This is a genomic window from Thalassospira sp. GB04J01, assembly GCF_000751115.1.
GTDB lineage: Bacteria > Pseudomonadota > Alphaproteobacteria > Rhodospirillales > Thalassospiraceae > Thalassospira > Thalassospira lucentensis.
Map to the genome: position 1 here is coordinate 21,097 of NZ_CCDX020000012.1, position 18,790 is coordinate 39,886.

Below are 18,790 nucleotides of genomic sequence, written 5' to 3' on the forward strand. Positions count from 1 at the left end.
CCCGCCGTCACAATACCGCGGGGACCGTCAGTACAAGAATCTTTGCCTTGTTTACAGCTGCAACACGGTAGGAAGCAGCAACACCCTGCGGGATCACGACTGTTTCACCGCTACTTAAAGTTTGCTGATCCTTGCCAACCAAGACATGCAAGCGGCCAGACAGAACCACAACAACCTTATCAGCATGAATGTCTCTGATTTCTTGGATCCGCCACGGGCCGTTGACAACCCGAGTTTCGCCCAACAGTCCCATAAGGGCTTCGGAGGAATTGATGGCCGAGGATACCGAGTTGAGATTACCTCGTGCTGACTCTTCGTCAAACGAGCCAATCATTAAATCACGTTCAGTTCTTGTCTGCTGACATCCCATATCACGGCTCCCATATGAGGATATATCTGTGTTCTGCAAACAACTTTTGCAGCAAGATTGAACACATCAATATCCCCAAATGAGGAGGCAACCGTATAGTGCGTAATTATACCTATGTATTAAATGAAAACAGCGTTCTTCATTGACCTACAACAGTCCCTCGATCACACGGTCTGGCGGGGTGTGCCCATCAACGAAGGTCTTGATATTGATCAGGACCTTTTCGCCCATATCAACCCGGCCCTCGATGGTTGCCGACCCCATATGGGGCAGCAGAACCGCATTTTGCAGCTCCAGCAATTTCGGGCTTACGGCCGGTTCATGTTCAAACACATCCAAACCCGCACCAGCGATTTCGCCGTCCGACAACATCCGTGTTAAGGCCGGCTCATCAACGATTTCACCACGCGCGGTATTGACCAAAATGGCATGCGGCTGCATCAATTTCAGACGACGTGCCGACAGCAAATGATAGGTTGCCGGTGTATGCGGGCAGTTGACCGAAACAATGTCAACATGTGCTAGCATCTGATCCAGGCTTTCCCAATAGGTCGCATCAAGTTCTTCTTCGGTATCAGGATGCACACGGCGACGGTTGTGGTAATGCACCGACAACCCGAACCCCTTTGCCCGACGCGCCAGCGCACGGCCAATACGGCCCATACCAACAATACCAAGACGCTTGCCCCAGATGCGGTGACCCAACATCAATGTCGGCCCCCACCCGGCCCAATCCCCTTTACGGATCACGCGTTCGCCCTCGGCCAAACGGCGCGAAACCGACAGGATCAGCGCCATGGTCATGTCAGCCGTATCTTCGGTCAGGACATCGGGTGTGTTGGTCACCGTAATGCCGCGCGACCGTGCAGTTTGCAGATCGACGTGGTCAACACCCGTCCCGAAATTGGCAATCAAACGCAGGTTCGGCCCCGCATGAGCAAGAACAGCCGCGTCAATCTTGTCAGTGACGGTCGGGACAAGAACATCTGCCTGTTTGACCGCATCAATCAGTTCCTGTTTGCTCATGATCGCGTCATCTATATTAAGACGGGCGTCAAACAGTTCCATCATGCGGGTTTCAATCGCTTCCGGCAGCTTGCGGGTTACGACAACGAGCGGTTTTTTCTTGGTCATGCGCCGTTCCTATGCGGTCTTTTAACTCTTTTGCTGGCAAAATGGTCTACGTCGGGGTTTTGCACCTTGCCGCATTGCAGTGATGGCATGCCAAAAGGTACAAAAGCAAGGATTTTGACGTCATTTTTGTAATTTTATTTCGCGTGCGTTTTTCCAAATACTGACGCGACATGCCGAAAAAAGCAGGGAATACCAGCAACATGCCGCGAATTTTTCGCACTTTTTTGTATCGTTTGATGGCTTTGGCGATTTTCGCAAGCCTCGCGACACCCATCGTGGCAAGCGCACAAGAATCCGGTTTACCCATTCCGCGCTTTGTCGCACTGCGGTCAGACAAGGTATTTTTGCGGTCCGGGCCGGGTCTGCGATATCCCAAGGTCTGGATATATCAGCGTCGCAACATGCCGATGGAAGTTGTGTCCGAATTTGATACATGGCGCAAAGTCCGTGATTGGGAAGGCAGCGAAGGCTGGGTGCATCAAAGCCTTCTGGTTGGGTCACGCCATGTGATTGTCACTGATGACACCATCACGCTGTATTCCGCCGCCGACGAAAATGCACGCAAGATCGCGCTGGTTTCTGCCAATGTCATTGGCAAAGTCGAAGACTGCCCGGCAAGCATGAACTGGTGCCAATTGCGGTTTGGTGATTTTGAAGGCTGGGCACCGCGCCAAGGTTTCTGGGGCCTTTATGAGGACGAGCAGGTCGAAGGATAAACGCCCTTCGCTGGCATAATTATTATGGTGCCGGAAACATTGACGCCGCAATACGGATGCTTAAACACACATGCGGCGAATGCTCAGTGATCAGGCGTCAACCGAAACCCGATTGCTTGATCCACCCGAAGATGATCCGCTGTGCGCGGATGTCCCATTGCCACCGCTGTCATATCCGCTAAACACTGGCCCGGTGAACGCTGGCTGACTGCGGCTTTGCGGTGCGGTTCTTTCGCCTGCTGGCTGTTGGGTAAATCCAAACTGCTGATCCTGATTTTCAGTGTTTGGCGCAAACGGATCAAAGGCATAAGGATCTTCCACCCGTTCTGGGAGCGGATCAGATTTCGGTTCTGGCAGGCCAAAGCCACCAACGGTCACTGTCTGATTTTCAAGCTGGGCTGAAATATTCCCAAGATAAGCCTGCAGGTTTTCAGAAATACGCGCCTGCGTTTCTGCGGCGGGATCACTTTGCGATGCCGCGATCTGCGCCTGCAGAACAGTATCACCGGCAACCTGTGAAATCCGGTTTTGATCCTGTGCCACGGCCAGACTACCGCGATCAGAATTGAGTGAAATTTCCCGGTCCCGCAGGGCTTCCTGCGCTTCGTCCACCAGGGTCCGTGTATTGGCAACGGCAGTATCGTCTGACAGATCAATTGACGAAAGGCCGGTCGCAAGGTCCTCGGATGCCGAAGCAAAAAGTTCGACGTCAATCTGGTTATCCGATGACGTGCCAGAACCGACCTGCAAGGTGATGGTCTGGTCTTCAGCCAGAAGGTTTTTGTCTTTGAAACTGCTGTTGGCGGCAATACCGTCAATATCAGCAAGATAATCTTCGATCTGGGCGGTTAACTGGGCGCGTTGCTGCTTGGAAAGGTCATTGTTTTCTTCGGCAAATTCGACCAGTGCATCAATTTCATCAAGCGCATCACCGATGCGCGACAAATCTGTTGATGCCTGCGACAGCAACTCACTGGCACCGCCAAGCGAGCCGCGCAAATTTTCAAAGGCGTAATTGGCATTGCGCAGGAAATCTGCATTGCGGTCAGAACGCAAAGAACTTTGACTGGGCTGGATGGCGTCAGAGTCGATTAACCTGTTCTGCGGTGCGATCGCACGCGCAGTGTTGGTATAGATCGGAAGTTGACTACCCAGCGGTTCCATTGCTTTTCCGCACAAACAAGCCGGCAAGACAACTACATGTTGCGCAAACAAGGGTTCTGACGAAATTCAAAAACCCTTATAAACCTGACCATCCTGGTGTCCGGCGGAAACATCAACCGATAGTATAGTGTATTAGCAGAGAAAAATTAAGCCAAAATGCATAGGCACACATGCCCGTCACATAAGATGGGCATCATTGGGTCAAACTGGTCTGTTCATGTGCCGCATTTTGGCGAGCACGCGATTAAGCGCGATGCAATAATGCAAACATTTCAAGATGCGACGACCACAGGAACTGATCAATCGGCACAACCTGCTCAAGCTCATACCCGCCATTGCGCAAAACGCGTATGTCGCGGGTAAAGGTTGCCGGATTACACGACACCGCAATGACCCATTCCGGTCCGGTTGCCGCCAATTGTTCTGCCTGCGAAAGGGCACCCGCCCGCGGGGGATCAAACAACACCAGATCAAGGTTGCTCAGTTCATCGCCGGTTAACGGCTGGCGGAACAAATCACGTTTGATGACCTGTATCGGGCTACCAGACTGGCCCACCGCATATTGCAACAACTCCACCGCACGGGGATCACTTTCAACCGCTAAAGTTGACCGGCGTTTGCCTGCAAGTGCCAACGCAAAGGTAAAGCTTCCGATACCACAAAACAGATCGGCGACCTGACGCGGCTGTGCTTTTTCAAGTGCCGATGTCACCGCCGCGACAAGGGCGTGCTCCCCTTCGCGGGTTGCCTGCAAAAAGCCGCCCGGTGGCACCGCAACATCGACACCCTGAAACCTGACCACAGGTATACGTCGGGCCGCGACAGGCTCATCGGGTTCATCACCAGTTTTCCAGCTCAGGCGCGCAAGGTCATTGTCATCGGCAAACTCGGCCAGATCCTGACGCATATCAAGATCCGGGTCCTTGGCCGCATGAATAACAACATCCAGCCCGTTATCGGCCAGTGTGACGAAGACTTCCTTGATATCACGCGCATGATCGGGCGGGCAGGCCTCAAGGAACGTTACAAACGCCGCACGAAAGGCCATCAACTCGGGACGTAAAACGGCACAATCAGGAACATTCAAGACCGTGTGGCTAAATCGGCCATGGAAACCAACATGCACCCCGGTTGCCCCCACATGCACAGAAAATCCTGCGCGCCGGCGACTTTGTGCCGGGGAAACTTCGACTGGCGCGACAAGCCGTTCGGCTTCATCGGCGTCAAGACCGGCGCGCTGAACCGCGACCTTGGCCTTTTGACGTTTCCAGTCGCGATACTGGTCGTCATCCATATGCTGAAGCGCGCAGCCGCCGCATTCCTTGAAATGCGAACACCGTGGCTCACTGAAAAGCGCCGTGCGCGCGATTTCCGCGACCACTTCCGCACCATATCCATCACCGCGCTTTGACCGTAATGCCACACGGACTTCATCGCCGGGCAAAACGCAATCGACATACACCAGAACCGATCTGCCGTCTGGTGCGCTGACATGCGCAATGCCGTCGCCGCGTGCGCCAACTTGTTCAATCGTGACCGGGGCTTCAAATCCGATCAATGGATCGCGCCGGGCTGATTGACGTTTGCGTCCACCGCGTGCACGGGGGTTGCGCTGATGATGTTTCATAAACTCTCTCTCGGAGGTGATCTTCGCCACTTTTGGTCAGGAATAATCTCGACGGGATCCTGACGCACGCCTGAGATACACCAGATGGGCCGCTCAGAACAGGGCCGTCTGGTTAAATATACGCCCCGATTTGCATGACACCCCTGACAAATCGCCCTGCACGTAACCTTTGATCTAAAAATTAATGCGCAATTGAACGCGACCAACCCCTTAAAATCGTGTAAGAATACCCCCATAAAACACATGTAAGTGCTTAACGCAGGGTAGAACGCTGATCATTGAATTTACAACAATGACCCGCACAACAGCGTAAAACCTTCGTCGTTTGCGTAAAGTTGCCAAGATACAGAACACCTTAATGTTCGGGCGGTTATTGCGCATTTGACATATTCAGGACGGGGGCGCCTGAATGAGATGTCGTTCTTGGGGAAGACATGGAAACTGAAAACAGACAGACCGAAGATAAAGCTGCGATACAACAATCGCGCGTCAAAAGGCACGCGCTGTTGGCGGCTTTTCTGACCGCCGCTTTCTTCGCATCAGCAACATTCTTCTTCTGGACAGCCGCAATCGAGAACCGTCGGGCAATTTTGGCATCCGCCGCAAATATCACCGCCACCGCGATTGCCCAGCAGGTCAAACAGATTGTCGAGGCCAATCTTGGTGTTCTGGAAAGTTTTGCCGACATTTGGCAAGACGGCCCGCCCGAGGACGAACGCGCCTATCTTTCGGTTGCAACCCCGTTACAGGCCCGTTTCAGCGCCCTTCAGGCAATTAACTGGATCTCGCCAAATTACATCATTCTGTACGTCGCCCCGATCAAGGGCAACGTTCCGGCCATGGGCGCTGACCTGAAACGCCACCCTGTCGCCGGTCCGGTTTTGGACATCGCACTGGATCAACGGCGCACCCAAATCACACCAACACTTGAACTTCTTCAAGGTGGACGCGGATTTGCCGCCTATAGCCCGGTTCTGGGACGCGATGGACAAATCATCGGCGTCATCAACGGGGCCTTTCGCATTCGGTCCATGCTCGCATCTGTCATCAATACCGAACAGGTCAATGATTACACCGTGCGCGTGCGTGAAAACGATACTGTTTTGTTTGAAATCCGCGGCGAAGGTGATGACGAAACCCTTCAACATACTGCCGCAGCCGACATTGTCGGTCGCCAATGGCATATCGACGTCATTGCCGATCCGAAACTGGCAAGTGCTGGTACGACAAACCCGCAGCTGATTTTGATCCTGGGGGTTCTTGCAACCATCCTGTTTACGATTGCGATCTTTATTCTGGCAAATCGCCAACAGGCCGCAGCGCGCCGAACCATGCATCATATCAATGCCGGTGATGACATTAATGATCTGGCGTTGTCGATTACCAAGCTTGATGGTCATTTGAAATCGATGTCGCCGGAAACAGCTGAGTTTTTTGACCTGCGTGAAGAAGATTACGGCTTCATCCGGTTTTACAATCTGGCCCCCGAATTCCAGTCAGACGGCAGTTCATCGCGCAGATCGCAGGAAAAAATGCTCCTCGCCATCAACCGTGGCGACGACGAAGTGCGCCGCGAATGGATTGTACGCAGTTCCGAAGGCGTTCACGTCGTCTGTAATCTCGCGATGAAACCATCAACGGCCAATCCTGATTGTGTTGACATCACCCTGCACCACAACCCGGCGGCAAATGCGTCGGTCAACCGTCTGCGGTATCTTGCAACACATGACCCGCTAACCGGGCTTCCCAATCATGCGCTGTTTGATGACCGGCTTAATCAGGCGGTTGCGCATGCAAAACGCTATGAAAAGCTGTTGTCCGTACTGGTGGTCGATATCGACAATTTCCGCGCCGTCAATGACCGGTTTGGTGCCGATGTCGGTGATGAAACATTGCGGACCATATCGGGCCGCTTGCGCGCCACTGTGCGCGAAAAAGACAGCTGTGCTCGGTTCTCGGGCGACATGTTCGCCATCATCGCCACCGACCTTTCCGAGGCCGAAGGTGCCGCCCTCGTCGCTGAACGCGTTGTCGAAGCCATATCCCAACCTATCCAAACCGGCGGGAACGAGGAAATCCGTCTGCATGTCAGTGTCGGTGTTGCGCTTTATCCCAATGATGCCCGCGCACCGTCCCAATTGCTCGCCAATGCAGATGCGGCCATGTACCGTGCGCAAAAATCAGCCGAATCGTCTTATTGCTTCTTTGTCGAGACGATGAACAATGTGATGCACGCACGCCTGTCGATGGAAACGCAGCTACGCCGTGCGGTTGATGAAAAACGCTTTGTTCTGGAATATCAACCGCGCTATCGCACATCGGATCAAAATCTGACCGGGTTTGAAGCCCTGCTGCGCTGGATCGATGATAGTGGCAAGCGTCGCCTGCCGCCTGATTTCATCGCGGTCGCCGACCGTACCGGGCTTTTGTCGCCGCTTGGTCACTGGATCATTGAAACCGTTTGCAAACAGATCGCCGAATGGCGCGATGCCGGTTATGCGCCGGTTCCGATTGCACTGAATGTGTCCAGCCGTCAATTCATTCAGGCCGATCTGATCAAAAACATCCTCGACCTGACAGCCGAATACGAAATTGATCCGGGAATCATCGAAGTTGAGGTATCCGAAGACATCGCCATGCGCGATCCCGAACGCGCCCTTGGACAGTTCTATCGCTTTGCCGAGGCCGGGATTGGCTTGACCCTTGATCATTTTGCCGCGGGCAATACATCCCTTCGGTATCTCAAACGGTTCCCGATCCAGCGCATCAAACTGTCAAAATCGCTGTTTGACTTCGCACTAGATGAGCAACCTGAAAACAGCATTTTGCAGCCCGCAATCCGGCTGTGCAAAAGCCTGAACCGCAAAGTTGTCGCCGTCGGCGTCGAAACCGAAGAACAACTGGCCATGCTGAAATCAGCCGACTGTGACGAGATCCAGGGTTTCCTGTTGTCCAGGCCGGTAGATGCCTCGAAAACCACTGGCCTTCTGCCCCGGTTAAGCAACGCCGATCCGTCGCCAACCGCCAAAAGCTGATTTTCAAACACAAAGACCACCATAAAAAACACCTGTCGGCATCCGCCTGACAGGTGTTTTTTGGTTCGGGATGGATTTTCTAAAGGAGGAACAGCGCGGCCAAGCCAAGAAAGGCAAAGAACCCAACCACATCGGTAATCGTAGTCAAAAAGACCGATGAGGATACCGCCGGGTCAATCCCGGCACGTTCCAGACCAAGCGGGATCAAGGCACCAAACAAACCGGCAAACAGCAGGTTAATGATCATGGCAACGCCAATGACCGATCCCAGCAAGCCATCCTCAAACCAGAACCACGTCACCCCGCCGGCCAGAAACGCAAACGCCAAGCCGTTAAGACCACATACCGCGACTTCCTTGCGGATCACACGCCATGCGTTGGTACTGGTAAGCTCACGCGTAGCAATCGCGCGCACGGCAACCGTAAGGGTCTGTGTGCCTGCATTCCCGCCCATTGAGGCCACGATTGGCATCAGAACCGCAAGCGCAACCAGTCTTTCAATCGTATCTTCAAACGCACTGATGACCATGGACGCCATGATCGCCGTGCCCAGATTGATCAAAAGCCACGTAAAACGCGACCGGGTGGTATCAAGGATCGCACTTGAAAGGTCATCTTCCTCGCCAACACCGGCAAGGCGCATCATGTCTTCTTCATATTCTTCGTCAATAACGTCGACCACGTCATCGACCGTGATCACACCGACAAGACGCCCGCTGTCATCGACAACCGGTGCAGAAATAAGGTCACGTTGACGGAACAGATGGGCGACGTTTTCCTGTTCTTCGGTCACGACGACCGTGCGCATTTCATCCGATTCCATGACATCACGCACCAGAACCGGACGGTTGGTGCGGATCACGCGTGATAACGGCACAATCCCGACCGGGCTATAGCGCGGGTCAACAATGATGATGTCGTAAAAATCTTCCGGCAGGTTCTTTGCCGAGCGTAGGAAATCAATCGTTTGCCCAACCGACCAATAATCCGGGATCGCCACGAGCTCGCGCTGCATGATACGACCGGCGGTATATTCCGGATACGACAGCGCCTCTTCGACACGCGCGCGTTCAATATCAGAAAGCGCACCGAGAAGTTCACGTTGCTCTTCCTTATCGAAATCCTCAATGACTTCGACCACGTCATCGGAATCAAGTTCCGAAATCGCCTCGGCAACAACATCCGTGCCAAGACGGCTGATGACCTCTTCACGCAGTTCGTCATCAAGTTCGGTCAGAAGTTCGGGGTCAAAGTCCGGCCGGATCAGATCAACAAGCTGTTCACGCTGATTGCTGCTTGCCCACCCCAAAAGGTCGGCAATATCGGCAAAGTGAAGTTCGGAAATAAGTTCGGACGCACGCGAATGATCATCTTCGCCAAGCGCATCAAGGACTTCACGCCCATATTCAGGTGTCAGATCAACATAGTCGTCGCTGCTGGATGTGCCATCCGCCGGACGGTCGAGTTCTTCGACGTCACTTGTCATCTGCCCCTCCTGATGTGCGTGCTGGTTTTACGTCCTGCAACCTGATTGGGTTCAGACCCTAAAAATGCCGTGCCGGGGATCGATTGATCGATCTCCCGACACGGCTGTTTCTGCGCTATCACATGGCCCCGGTCAAGGGGCACAATTGCAGATAGATTTTATGCGCCTTCTTGACTGCGGGTAACCGCATCAACCACGGCAATGGCGGTCATGTTGACAATGCCGCGCACCGTAATCGACGGGCTGACAACGTGGGCGGATTTGGCCGCACCGACCAAAATCGGGCCGACGGGCAAACCATCGCCCAACATTTTGACCATGTTGTAGGAAATGTTGGCCGCATCAAGCGTCGGCATCACCAGAAGGTTGGCCGATCCCTTAAGCATCGAATGGGGGAAAATGCGGTCACGGATCGGCTGCGAAATCGCAGCATCCGCATGCATTTCACCCTCAATCTCAAGATCGGGTGCCTGAGTTCGGATCAAACGCAGCGCGTCGCGCATCTTGCAGGCTGACTTGTTTTCGTGGCTGCCAAAGTTGGAATGCGAAATCAACGCTGCCTTTGGCGTAATCCCGAACCGTTTGACCACGTCGGCGGCCATAATCGCGGTTTCCGCAACATGTTCAGGGGTCGGATCAACCGACACATACGTATCGGTCAGGAAGAACGTCCCCTGCTTCATGATCATCATGTTGACCGTGGAAAAATCGGTCACACCTTTGCGCAAACCCACAAGGTTGCGGACATAGCGCAAATGACGCAGGAAGCCGCCCTGACAGCCACACAGCATCGCATCAACTTCGCCACGGCGCAGCATCAGGGATGCGATCACGGTTGGACGTGTCCGGACAATCGCACGGGCATATTCCGGGTTGATCCCGCGACGGCCCATGATGTTGTGGAAGTCCTGCCAATCCTGTTCGAAATGCGCATTGTCGTCCGGATCGTGAATTTCGATCTGCTCATCTGGCACGATGCGCAGGCCAAGCTCGGTAATCCGTTCAAGAATGACACTGCGACGTCCAATAAGCACTGGATGGCAAATGCCGTCATCCACCAGAACCTGACAGGCCTGAAGAACACGGCGCGATTCGCCCTCGGGATAGACAACGCGTTTTTTATGCGCACGCGCCATATCAAAGACCGGCTTCATCACCAGACCAGACCGGAAGACAAAGCCTTCAAGCTGCTGACGATAGGCGTCAAAATCCTTGATCGGACGTTTGGCAACACCACTGTCCATCGCTGCCTTGGCAACACGCGGCGGAATTTCGATCATCAAACGCGGATCAAACGGTTTGGGAATCAAATATTCCGGCCCGAATTTAAGTTCCATGCCGCCATAGGCGGTTGCGACAATGTCCGATACCTCGGCCTTTGCCAAATCGGCAATGGCGTGCACCGCAGCGATCTTCATTTCCTCGTTGATCTCGGTCGCACCAACATCAAGTGCGCCACGGAACAGGAACGGGAAACACAGAACGTTGTTCACCTGATTGGGATAATCGGTCCGTCCGGTGGCCATCACCGCATCGGGGCGGATTTCCTTGACCAGTTCAGGCGAAACTTCCGGGGTCGGATTTGCCAGCGCCATGATAATCGGGCCTTCGCCCATCTTGCGAAGCTCTTCCTCACCCATGACGTTTGGTGCCGAAAGACCAAGGAAAATATCAGCCCCTTCGATCACATCGCTTAGCGTACGCGCATTGGTTTCAATGGCATATTCGTCTTTCCACGGGTCCATTTCATCTTTACGGCCCTTGTACACCACACCGAAACGGTCGGTGACCGTGATGTTGTGTTTGGGAAGCCCCATGGACACCAGCAAGTTCAAACACGCCAAGGCGGCCGCACCGGCACCCGACGTCACAAGGCGAACCTTGTTGATATCCTTGCCGGTAACACGCAAACCATTGAGCACGGCGGCGGCAACGCAGATCGCCGTGCCATGCTGATCATCATGGAAAATCGGGATATTGCAGCGTTCGCGCAGGGCTTTCTCAATGATGAAGCATTCCGGCGCCTTAATGTCTTCGAGGTTAACCCCCCCGAAAGTCGGTTCCAGTGCGGCCACAATATCAATGAACTTCTGCGGATCGGTCTCGTCAACTTCAAGGTCAAAGACGTCAATATTGGCGAACTTCTTAAACAGAACCGCCTTGCCTTCCATGACCGGCTTGGAGGCCAACGGACCAATCGGCCCAAGACCAAGAACAGCCGTCCCGTTGGAAATCACGCCGACCAGATTGGCACGCGCGGTATATTCCGCTGCGGTTTCCGGGTCTTTGACGATTTCCTCACAGGCGAATGCCACCCCCGGCGAATAGGCCAGCGCAAGATCGCGCTGGTTCGCAAGGGTCGTGGTTGCCGTTACGGACAATTTCCCCGGGGTGGGATACCGGTGATAGTCCAAAGCTGCTTCGCGCAGCTTGTCATTTCGATTTGCCATCATAATACCTTTTAATCTCAGGTATTTACATTAATTAACCATCAAGTGGTTAAATCCTGATAATTCATTTTAGTGGGACATACAGACTAAAGCAGTTTCCCATACGTTTGAAGCATTCAGTGTGTCGTTCTGCCAAAGGGCTGCATTGCGTAATTTTCAACGCGGCACTGCACAATAAATCAATCACTTGCACCGGCACGGCCCTTTGCCAAGCATCCTGTCTGATCCTTGCAGTTCCAAACGCATTGTAGGGCATATATCAGCAAACCAAAAACGAAAAAACCCGCCATTTCTGGCGGGGTCTTTTTCATGATATCTTATGGTCTGAGCCAAGGGCCAGAATCAAAAAAGCCCCCTCTTAAAAAGAGGAGGCGTTTTTGGTGCGGTCGAGAAGACTCGAACTTCCACGGGGGTTAGCCCACAGCGACCTCAACGCTGCGCGTCTACCAATTCCGCCACGACCGCATATGTCGTAACAACAAGGCTACTGAGGTAAGTTTGTAGGCTTGCCTTGCTGCGAAAAGGGAGATAGCAAATTGATTACCCCTGATCAAGGGCTCATTTCACTTATTTGACAGGAAAAATGCAAAGCATCGCCCCAACCGCGCAAATCCCCGACTGGCGCACCGCCTCCGGGTTGGTTTCATACCCCGAAGCACTGGCCGAAATGGAAGCCCGCGCTGACGCCATACATGCGGGAAAAGCAAGGGAACTCATATGGTTTTTGGAACATCCCCCGCTTTATACATCGGGAACCAGTGCGCATATCGAGGACCTTGTCGATCCGGATCGCTTTCCTGTTTATAACGCCGGACGCGGCGGACAATATACCTATCATGGACCGGGCCAACGCATCGCGTACCTGATGCTGGACCTTAAAACACGCGGCCGTGACGTGCGCGCCTATGTTCATAACCTTGAAGAATGGGTGATTCGCACCCTCTCCCTGCTCGGTGTGACCGGCGAACGCCGCGATGGACGTGTTGGCATCTGGGTGGTGCGCGATGACGGCCGCGAAGACAAGATTTCCGCCATCGGGGTGCGGGTGCGTCGTTGGGTGACCTTTCATGGCATCGCGATCAACGTATCGCCCGACCTGTCGCATTTTGGCGGCATTGTTCCCTGTGGCATTGCCGAGCACGGCGTCACAAGTTTGGCTGACCTTGGCGTCGATATTTCTATGGAAGAACTCGACCGCCTGTTAAAACAAACCTTTACGGAAATCTTTCCCGGAACATCTGCATGAGTGACAGGTCGCAATCGGCCCCAGATAAAGCCGCTGCCAAAAGCCCCGCCAAAGGCCATAAAATGCCTGGAAGTGTTGCTGACGGCGGAATGGCGGATGCCGAACGCGACATTCTGGCCGAGCTCGACAAGGCCCTTGGCGAACATGTTGCCTTGCTGCTGCGCTGGAACAGGATACTGGTGCTGCCCGATTCTCCGTTGCCATCGGACGTCGATGGCAACGACCATGACCATGACGCGACCCATCACCATGATTGCGATTTCGGGGCATGGTACGCGATCAATCGCCATAACCGGTTGATTGACCAACCTGCAATGCATGCACTGGCAACAACGCATCAGCAACTTCACGAGTCGGCCAAACGCCTTATCGAAGGACGTGAGCTTGACGGCGAAGTCGATCCGGCTGAATTCGACATGATGGCCTTACGGGCCGAATCCTTTTTTTCCCAACTGCGCCGCCTTGAACGCGCCTTTAGGACTGCCCGATCCGATGTCGATCCGCTCACGGGCACCTATAACCGGCAAACCATGCTGGGCGACCTGAACGCCGAACGCGAACGCGCAATCCGGACCGAAGTCCCAACCGCCGTTGCTCTGGTCGACCTTGATCACTTCAAGGCCGTCAATGACACCCATGGCCATCAGGCCGGAGACCTTGTGCTGCAATCGATTGCCGGCATCCTGCAATCGCATGTACGCCCGTTTGATAAGGTGTATCGCTATGGCGGCGAAGAATTCCTGATCTGCTTGCCCAACGCCGACATGACACAATGCGCCCGTGTGCTTGAACGGTTACGCCGCGTGGTCGAAGCATCCCCCGTCCCCATCACCGAGACAACCACCTTGCCGGTAACCGCATCGATTGGTGCGGCCCCGATGACCAAGGGACGCAGCGTCGAACAAATCATCGAAAAGGCCGATCAGGCGCTATATGCCGCTAAGCAAGGCGGGCGCAACCGGGTCCGTGTCTGGCGTAATCCGGACGATAAAAAGCCCGCTGAAAAGCACAAAAAATAGCGCATCTGCTCGCACCTTCCCGACAAAGCCGCAACGATATGCACCCTAAACTTCAACCGGCAAAACAACGCTTGATGGGATGCGTCACATTCTGATCAAACCGGCGTCGTCAGGTTGATGCCGATAAATTGATCAAAAATATCAAAAATCTTTCGGCACGCGGGCAACGCAAAACCACACGCTTTTTCAGTTTATTAGCCGTTTGATGGGCCAAAACCACACAGCAAGATAAAAATTTCAACCAAAGCGCAATCTTGTCTTCACAAGTTAGAAACATATCTGCAAACTATAATAATAAAAAGCAGCAGGGCTTTGCCCACCACAGAATAGCTGCACGCTTGGGAGGGAATTCGTTTCGATCTGAACGGAGGCCCATGAATGACAAGTTCTATGAATTTTGCGCCTGGCGACCCTGCCTTGATGCTGACGGTTCTGCGCAGTGCCGGTGAAAACCTTGATCGCAGTATGCTTTTGGGGCGTGTGTTGTCCCTTTTCTGTACTGACGATGATGGCAATCAGGTTGCCATTGAAGACAACGCTGACCTGCAGCGTCGCATCGAAAATGCGGTTACCCATCTTGAAATGGCGGGTCTGATTTGCCAGACAGCCGGGGCGGAACTTTCCATCACCTCACTTGGCACGGCCATGATGATGGCTTACCCGCTTGGTATTGATGACGGCGTTTTGTGCTCTCTTCCTGCTTTCCGCAACCAGATGTATGAAACCAACGCACCGGTGGTCCGCCAGCGCTATCTGCCAAATTCGGCCCTTGGCTCTGGATTTTCCGCTGGGCTCGATGCACATAGACTGACTGAAAACCCTTATCCATCAGACTCTCGCGACCATGAAGACTGGCTTATGGGCTGGGATGAGGCACTTGATCAAAGCAAACGCGAAGCAGAAACGCTTCTGAACTAGCGCCGCGTTTTGATCTTGGAATGTAAAAAGAAGATATGTGACCACTACCGACTTGCGTGGGAATATGTGTGCTGCGTTCAGCTACATTAATCCCGCATCGCATCATCGGTAGTGTGATTTGAATTCCCGGCAACACCCGCCGGTATGGCCGCCAAGCATCTGCTTTTGATCGGCCTGCTTCCTGTCCGCGTGATCTCGCTGCTGGCATCAAATACCTGTCACAGCGCATCAGATCCGGGCAAAGATACCCTTCCCCTTACGCACAGCGACAGCCTCCTCAAAACCCGACGACAGAACACGTTCGTCATAGCGCTTTGAGAAACGGCATCATATTCGGCGCCCCTATTGGCGGTCGGGGATATTGGGTGAGAACATTGAAATGACGTTGGTTTGGTCATCTTTGACAGGGGCGGCATCGCCGTCCTTGGTTTCAGGACCATCCGAAACCACCGGTCCGCAATTCAGTCCGGAATTGATCTGATCGGCATGTGCGCCAGCATCGGAAACCGGCTCAGACGCATCCGCCATCAAACGATGCCCATCAAGATGCTTGTCTGCCTTTTGATGTTCTGCATCCGTCAATCGGCGTTCTTGGCGTGACCGTCCATGCAAGGCACGATTGGCATCGGCCTTTTTGGCCTTCTGATCGCGTTGCTTGCGCTTACGTTCCTGCCGCAGATTAACGAGGTCGCCCATAGCACCTTGCTTCTTGTCCGTCACACATCATTCGGTCACACCAACAGTTGGCATGATCAGACTATAATGTGTTTGCACAAGCCCCAAAAAACAAGCGGGCACCCCGAAATATCGAGGCACCCGCCATAGCCGTTCTTAAAATCCGTTCTGTCTGCCGACTTAGCGCACGAAGACGTGGACCTCATTGGCAGAAACAGATGCGCTGGTCGCATCAGAAGCACGCACGCGCGAACCTGGCATGCCCATATCGGCCAACGACCGAAGAACTGCCTGCGCGTTGCGCTTGGATTTATTGGAATTCAGCGCAACCTGTGCCGGGGTGCCCCGGTTCGGTGTCACCGCAACAACATCAAAGCTTGCCTGCGGGCGACGCTCCAGAACGCGGTTAACCGCGTTATAAAGGGCCTGCTCGTATTTCACGCTGGCACTATCAAACCGGATCACCACAAGCGGACGATCACTGGTTGATGCCATGCGCTGGCTGCTGGGCGCTGGTGCGGCCTGCGACTGGAAGACACGCTTGGAAAGTGAGTCTCCGAAAATCTCGCCATTCTTAACAGCCAGTGCAAGCGCATTAAGGTTCGCACGCTCGGTACTGACATAAGACGTCTGGCGCGAAAGGCTTTCGCTGATTTCGTTCAGAAGACGATCAATCAGCACCGTGGTGCGGTTGGTTTCGTCTTCAAGCAGTGCCAACTGACGATGGTCTTCGTCAACAGCACCGGAAACCTGATAGGCCGAACGAACGGACTCAAGCAAGAAGGTCGACAGGGTCGAATCTGCTGCAACCTTGTTGGCCAATGAGTTCAACGCGGCGATATCGTCGTTCACACGGTCAAGTTCAGACTGTGCGGTGTTCCACTGCTGGACCAGAACCGGGTTACCCGGCGTGGTGCCAACCTGCAGGCGCGCACTGATCGCCGCCACAGTGCCATGATAGGCCTGCGAATGCGATACGGTCTGTCCGCGCAACTGCTGTAATTCATTATTGTGTTGGTTCAGAGCCGACTTAAGACGGTTCAGCTCCTGCTGCATGTTTTCAACCCGCGAACCAACAAAGGTTCCGGTCTGTGACACACCGGTCAACGGCTGCGTGCTTTGCGCCGCATCGTAACTGGTTGCGGCATCACTCCCCATCGGTTCAGAAGCAGCGACAGCGGAATTTTCCGTATCGGAGTCTGATCCGGCAAGTGTCGGCCAAAGGGCCTCAGAAGAAAAAGAACATCCCCCCAGCATCAGGGCGGCGCCAATCAAGGCAAGGTAGGTTTTACGAACGGCCATTTCGATCTATTACCTAAGTAGAAATATGCGAATCTCCCTGGGCCCGCTTTTTATGAGAAGAAACAAGCCCCTGTTCCCCCGGGATTGAATGCATCTTAGTCTACGACCACTTGTGGAACAAGACGCATTTGCCCCTTTTTTGCCGAGTCCTCTCCATAATGCCGACAAACGGGACAAAGCCGGGCAAAACAACGCCCTAGCAAGGCGGAAAATGGCCCTCACGGGAAAAATACGGTTTTTTGAAATTTACTGCTTGCAATGACCCGCTCGTTTGCATAAGTTCCGCTCCGCCGACGGGGAGTTCGTACAGAGCAAACCGGCGGAAACGCTAGACAAAGCGCCCGTAGCTCAGCTGGATAGAGTATCTGACTACGAATCAGAGGGCCGGAGGTTCGAATCCTTCCGGGCGCACCATCGGAAGGCTCGACGTTCACGCGTCGAGCCTTCGCCATTTAGCGTAGAACATAAAATGCGCCCGTAGCTCAGCTGGATAGAGTATCTGACTACGAATCAGAGGGCCGGAGGTTCGAATCCTTCCGGGCGCACCATTGAAAGGCTCGACGTTCCCGCGTCGGGCCTTTGTCATTTGCCCTGACAGTCTTGCGCACCACTCTCCCCAAACGCCCTGACTTTCCCTGTAAGAATGTGACCCATTTCACTGCGTTGCCCGCAAAAAGGGCCTCAAAGCACGACTTTGCCCATATCGGTCTTGCCGTTTGCCACCCCCTAAACATATCGAGCATTGGGCAAAGCAAAAAAATGCAGGAGATGTTCATGGATATCGGAAAACTTCTAAGCGATGTTTTGGGAAATGCGGGTGGCGGGCGTTCGACAATGTCCGGAAAACTGGGCGGCATCGCAGACAGCCTCGCCAACAAAGGCGGCAACACCAGTGGCGACACTGGCGGCAAATCTGGCGGCTTGGCCAACATGGTTGGGAATAGCCTGGGCAATGGTGTTGGTCGCGGATTGGTGGGTGGTGCGATCAGCGGCGGCTTGATGTCGGCCGTCCTGGGCTCCAAAAAAGGCCGCAAAATGGGCGGTAAAGTGCTGGCCTATGGCGGCACAGCCCTTGTTGCCGGTCTGGCTTACAAGGCATGGCGCGATTACAAAAACAACGCATCGCCCAAGGATCACAGCCAGGACAGCGATCTTGACCACGTCCCTGCCGACAGCGGCTTTTCCCCCGAACTCGAACGCAGCCGCGACAACGCCGATTTTCGCCTGACCTTGATCCGCGCAATGATCGCAGCAGCCAAATCCGACGGACATATTGATCAGACGGAACATAAACGCATCGCCAAACAGATTGAGGCCCTTAACCTCGGCCCAAACGAAAAGGCATTCCTGTTTGATGCTTTTTCCGCTGATTCCGACCCGATGCAGACCGCCAAGCTGGCACGTACTCAGGAACAGGCCGCAGAAATCTATCTTGCGTCCTGTCTGGCAATCGACCCGGATGATCCAGAGGAAGAACGCTACCTTGAACGCCTTGGTGACTGCCTCGACCTTGCAATGGATTTACGCCGGCACCTTGATCATCAGGCCATCAGCGTCCGTCAAAATATGCTTGAAACCACACCGGCCAGCTAAGCCCTTTTGCTTTAAAGCAGCCCAACCCGTAATGGCCCAATCCGGAAGCATTCCA

At 53.9% G+C, this 18,790-nt stretch carries 14 protein-coding genes and 3 tRNA genes; 8 read left to right on the forward strand and 9 right to left on the reverse strand.

What is annotated here, in order from left to right:
• Positions 1-7: 7 nt before the first annotated feature.
• Both AMM48_RS11510 and AMM48_RS11515 read right to left on the reverse strand, forming a co-directional pair.
• A complete protein-coding gene (locus tag AMM48_RS11510) occupies positions 8-370 on the reverse strand; it encodes a hypothetical protein (protein WP_102784162.1) in 363 nt (120 codons plus the stop codon).
• A 147-nt stretch (positions 371-517) separates the two neighbouring features.
• Positions 518-1,504, reverse strand: a complete 987-nt coding sequence (locus tag AMM48_RS11515; protein ID WP_102784163.1) for a D-glycerate dehydrogenase — start codon at positions 1,502-1,504, stop codon at positions 518-520.
• A 200-nt stretch (positions 1,505-1,704) separates the two neighbouring features.
• On the opposite strand from AMM48_RS11515, the gene AMM48_RS11520 reads away from it, so the two are divergent.
• Positions 1,705-2,220 (forward strand): SH3 domain-containing protein, encoded by a 516-nt coding sequence (locus AMM48_RS11520; protein ID WP_022734352.1) that lies wholly within the window; start codon positions 1,705-1,707, stop codon positions 2,218-2,220.
• A gap of 90 nt (positions 2,221-2,310) precedes the next feature.
• Here AMM48_RS11520 and AMM48_RS11525 read toward each other — a convergent pair whose 3' ends face one another.
• Positions 2,311-3,384, reverse strand: a complete 1,074-nt coding sequence (locus AMM48_RS11525) for a hypothetical protein (protein WP_102784164.1) — start codon at positions 3,382-3,384, stop codon at positions 2,311-2,313.
• A gap of 244 nt (positions 3,385-3,628) precedes the next feature.
• Positions 3,629-5,011: a methyltransferase gene (locus AMM48_RS11530; RefSeq protein ID WP_102784165.1), complete on the reverse strand. Its 1,383-nt coding sequence runs from the start codon at positions 5,009-5,011 to the stop codon at positions 3,629-3,631.
• 434 nt (positions 5,012-5,445) lie between these two features.
• On the opposite strand from AMM48_RS11530, the gene AMM48_RS11535 reads away from it, so the two are divergent.
• Positions 5,446-8,046, forward strand: coding sequence for an EAL domain-containing protein (locus AMM48_RS11535; protein WP_102784166.1), 2,601 nt, complete (start codon positions 5,446-5,448; stop codon positions 8,044-8,046).
• A 79-nt stretch (positions 8,047-8,125) separates the two neighbouring features.
• Here the strand turns inward: AMM48_RS11535 and mgtE are convergent, their stop codons facing one another.
• The 3 genes from mgtE to AMM48_RS11550 form a co-directional block, all read right to left on the reverse strand.
• Entirely contained in the window at positions 8,126-9,532 is a 1,407-nt protein-coding gene (mgtE, locus tag AMM48_RS11540) for a magnesium transporter (protein ID WP_102784167.1), read from the reverse strand.
• 158 nt (positions 9,533-9,690) lie between these two features.
• Positions 9,691-11,982 carry an NADP-dependent malic enzyme gene (locus tag AMM48_RS11545; RefSeq protein WP_102784168.1) on the reverse strand — a complete coding sequence of 764 codons (2,292 nt, stop codon included), beginning with the start codon at positions 11,980-11,982 and terminating at the stop codon, positions 9,691-9,693.
• Between the two features lie 378 nt (positions 11,983-12,360).
• A tRNA-Leu gene (locus tag AMM48_RS11550) sits at positions 12,361-12,447 on the reverse strand.
• 118 nt (positions 12,448-12,565) lie between these two features.
• Between AMM48_RS11550 and lipB the strand changes: the two genes are divergently transcribed.
• The 3 genes from lipB (at position 12,566) to AMM48_RS11565 (ending at position 15,165) form a co-directional block, all read left to right on the forward strand.
• Positions 12,566-13,228: a lipoyl(octanoyl) transferase LipB gene (lipB, locus tag AMM48_RS11555; RefSeq protein ID WP_102784169.1), complete on the forward strand. Its 663-nt coding sequence runs from the start codon at positions 12,566-12,568 to the stop codon at positions 13,226-13,228.
• Positions 13,225-14,247 (forward strand): diguanylate cyclase, encoded by a 1,023-nt coding sequence (locus tag AMM48_RS11560; protein WP_102784170.1) that lies wholly within the window; start codon positions 13,225-13,227, stop codon positions 14,245-14,247. Before lipB ends, AMM48_RS11560 begins: the two co-directional genes overlap by 4 nt.
• 378 nt (positions 14,248-14,625) lie before the next feature.
• Positions 14,626-15,165, forward strand: a complete 540-nt coding sequence (locus AMM48_RS11565) for a hypothetical protein (RefSeq protein ID WP_028791874.1) — start codon at positions 14,626-14,628, stop codon at positions 15,163-15,165.
• 342 nt (positions 15,166-15,507) lie between these two features.
• Here AMM48_RS11565 and AMM48_RS11570 read toward each other — a convergent pair whose 3' ends face one another.
• Both AMM48_RS11570 and AMM48_RS11575 read right to left on the reverse strand, forming a co-directional pair.
• Positions 15,508-15,861, reverse strand: a complete 354-nt coding sequence (locus AMM48_RS11570; protein WP_102784171.1) for a DUF4169 family protein — start codon at positions 15,859-15,861, stop codon at positions 15,508-15,510.
• 159 nt (positions 15,862-16,020) lie between these two features.
• Positions 16,021-17,142, reverse strand: coding sequence for a hypothetical protein (locus AMM48_RS11575; RefSeq protein WP_022734363.1), 1,122 nt, complete (start codon positions 17,140-17,142; stop codon positions 16,021-16,023).
• 337 nt (positions 17,143-17,479) lie between these two features.
• Between AMM48_RS11575 and AMM48_RS11580 the strand changes: the two genes are divergently transcribed.
• From AMM48_RS11580 to AMM48_RS11590, 3 genes are all read left to right on the forward strand, one after another.
• Positions 17,480-17,556: transfer RNA gene (locus tag AMM48_RS11580), tRNA-Arg, on the forward strand.
• Between the two features lie 57 nt (positions 17,557-17,613).
• Positions 17,614-17,690, forward strand: a tRNA-Arg gene (locus AMM48_RS11585).
• A gap of 226 nt (positions 17,691-17,916) precedes the next feature.
• Complete coding sequence (locus tag AMM48_RS11590; RefSeq protein WP_244271207.1) at positions 17,917-18,735, forward strand: tellurite resistance TerB family protein; 819 nt, start codon at positions 17,917-17,919, stop codon at positions 18,733-18,735.
• Positions 18,736-18,790 lie beyond the last annotated feature (55 nt).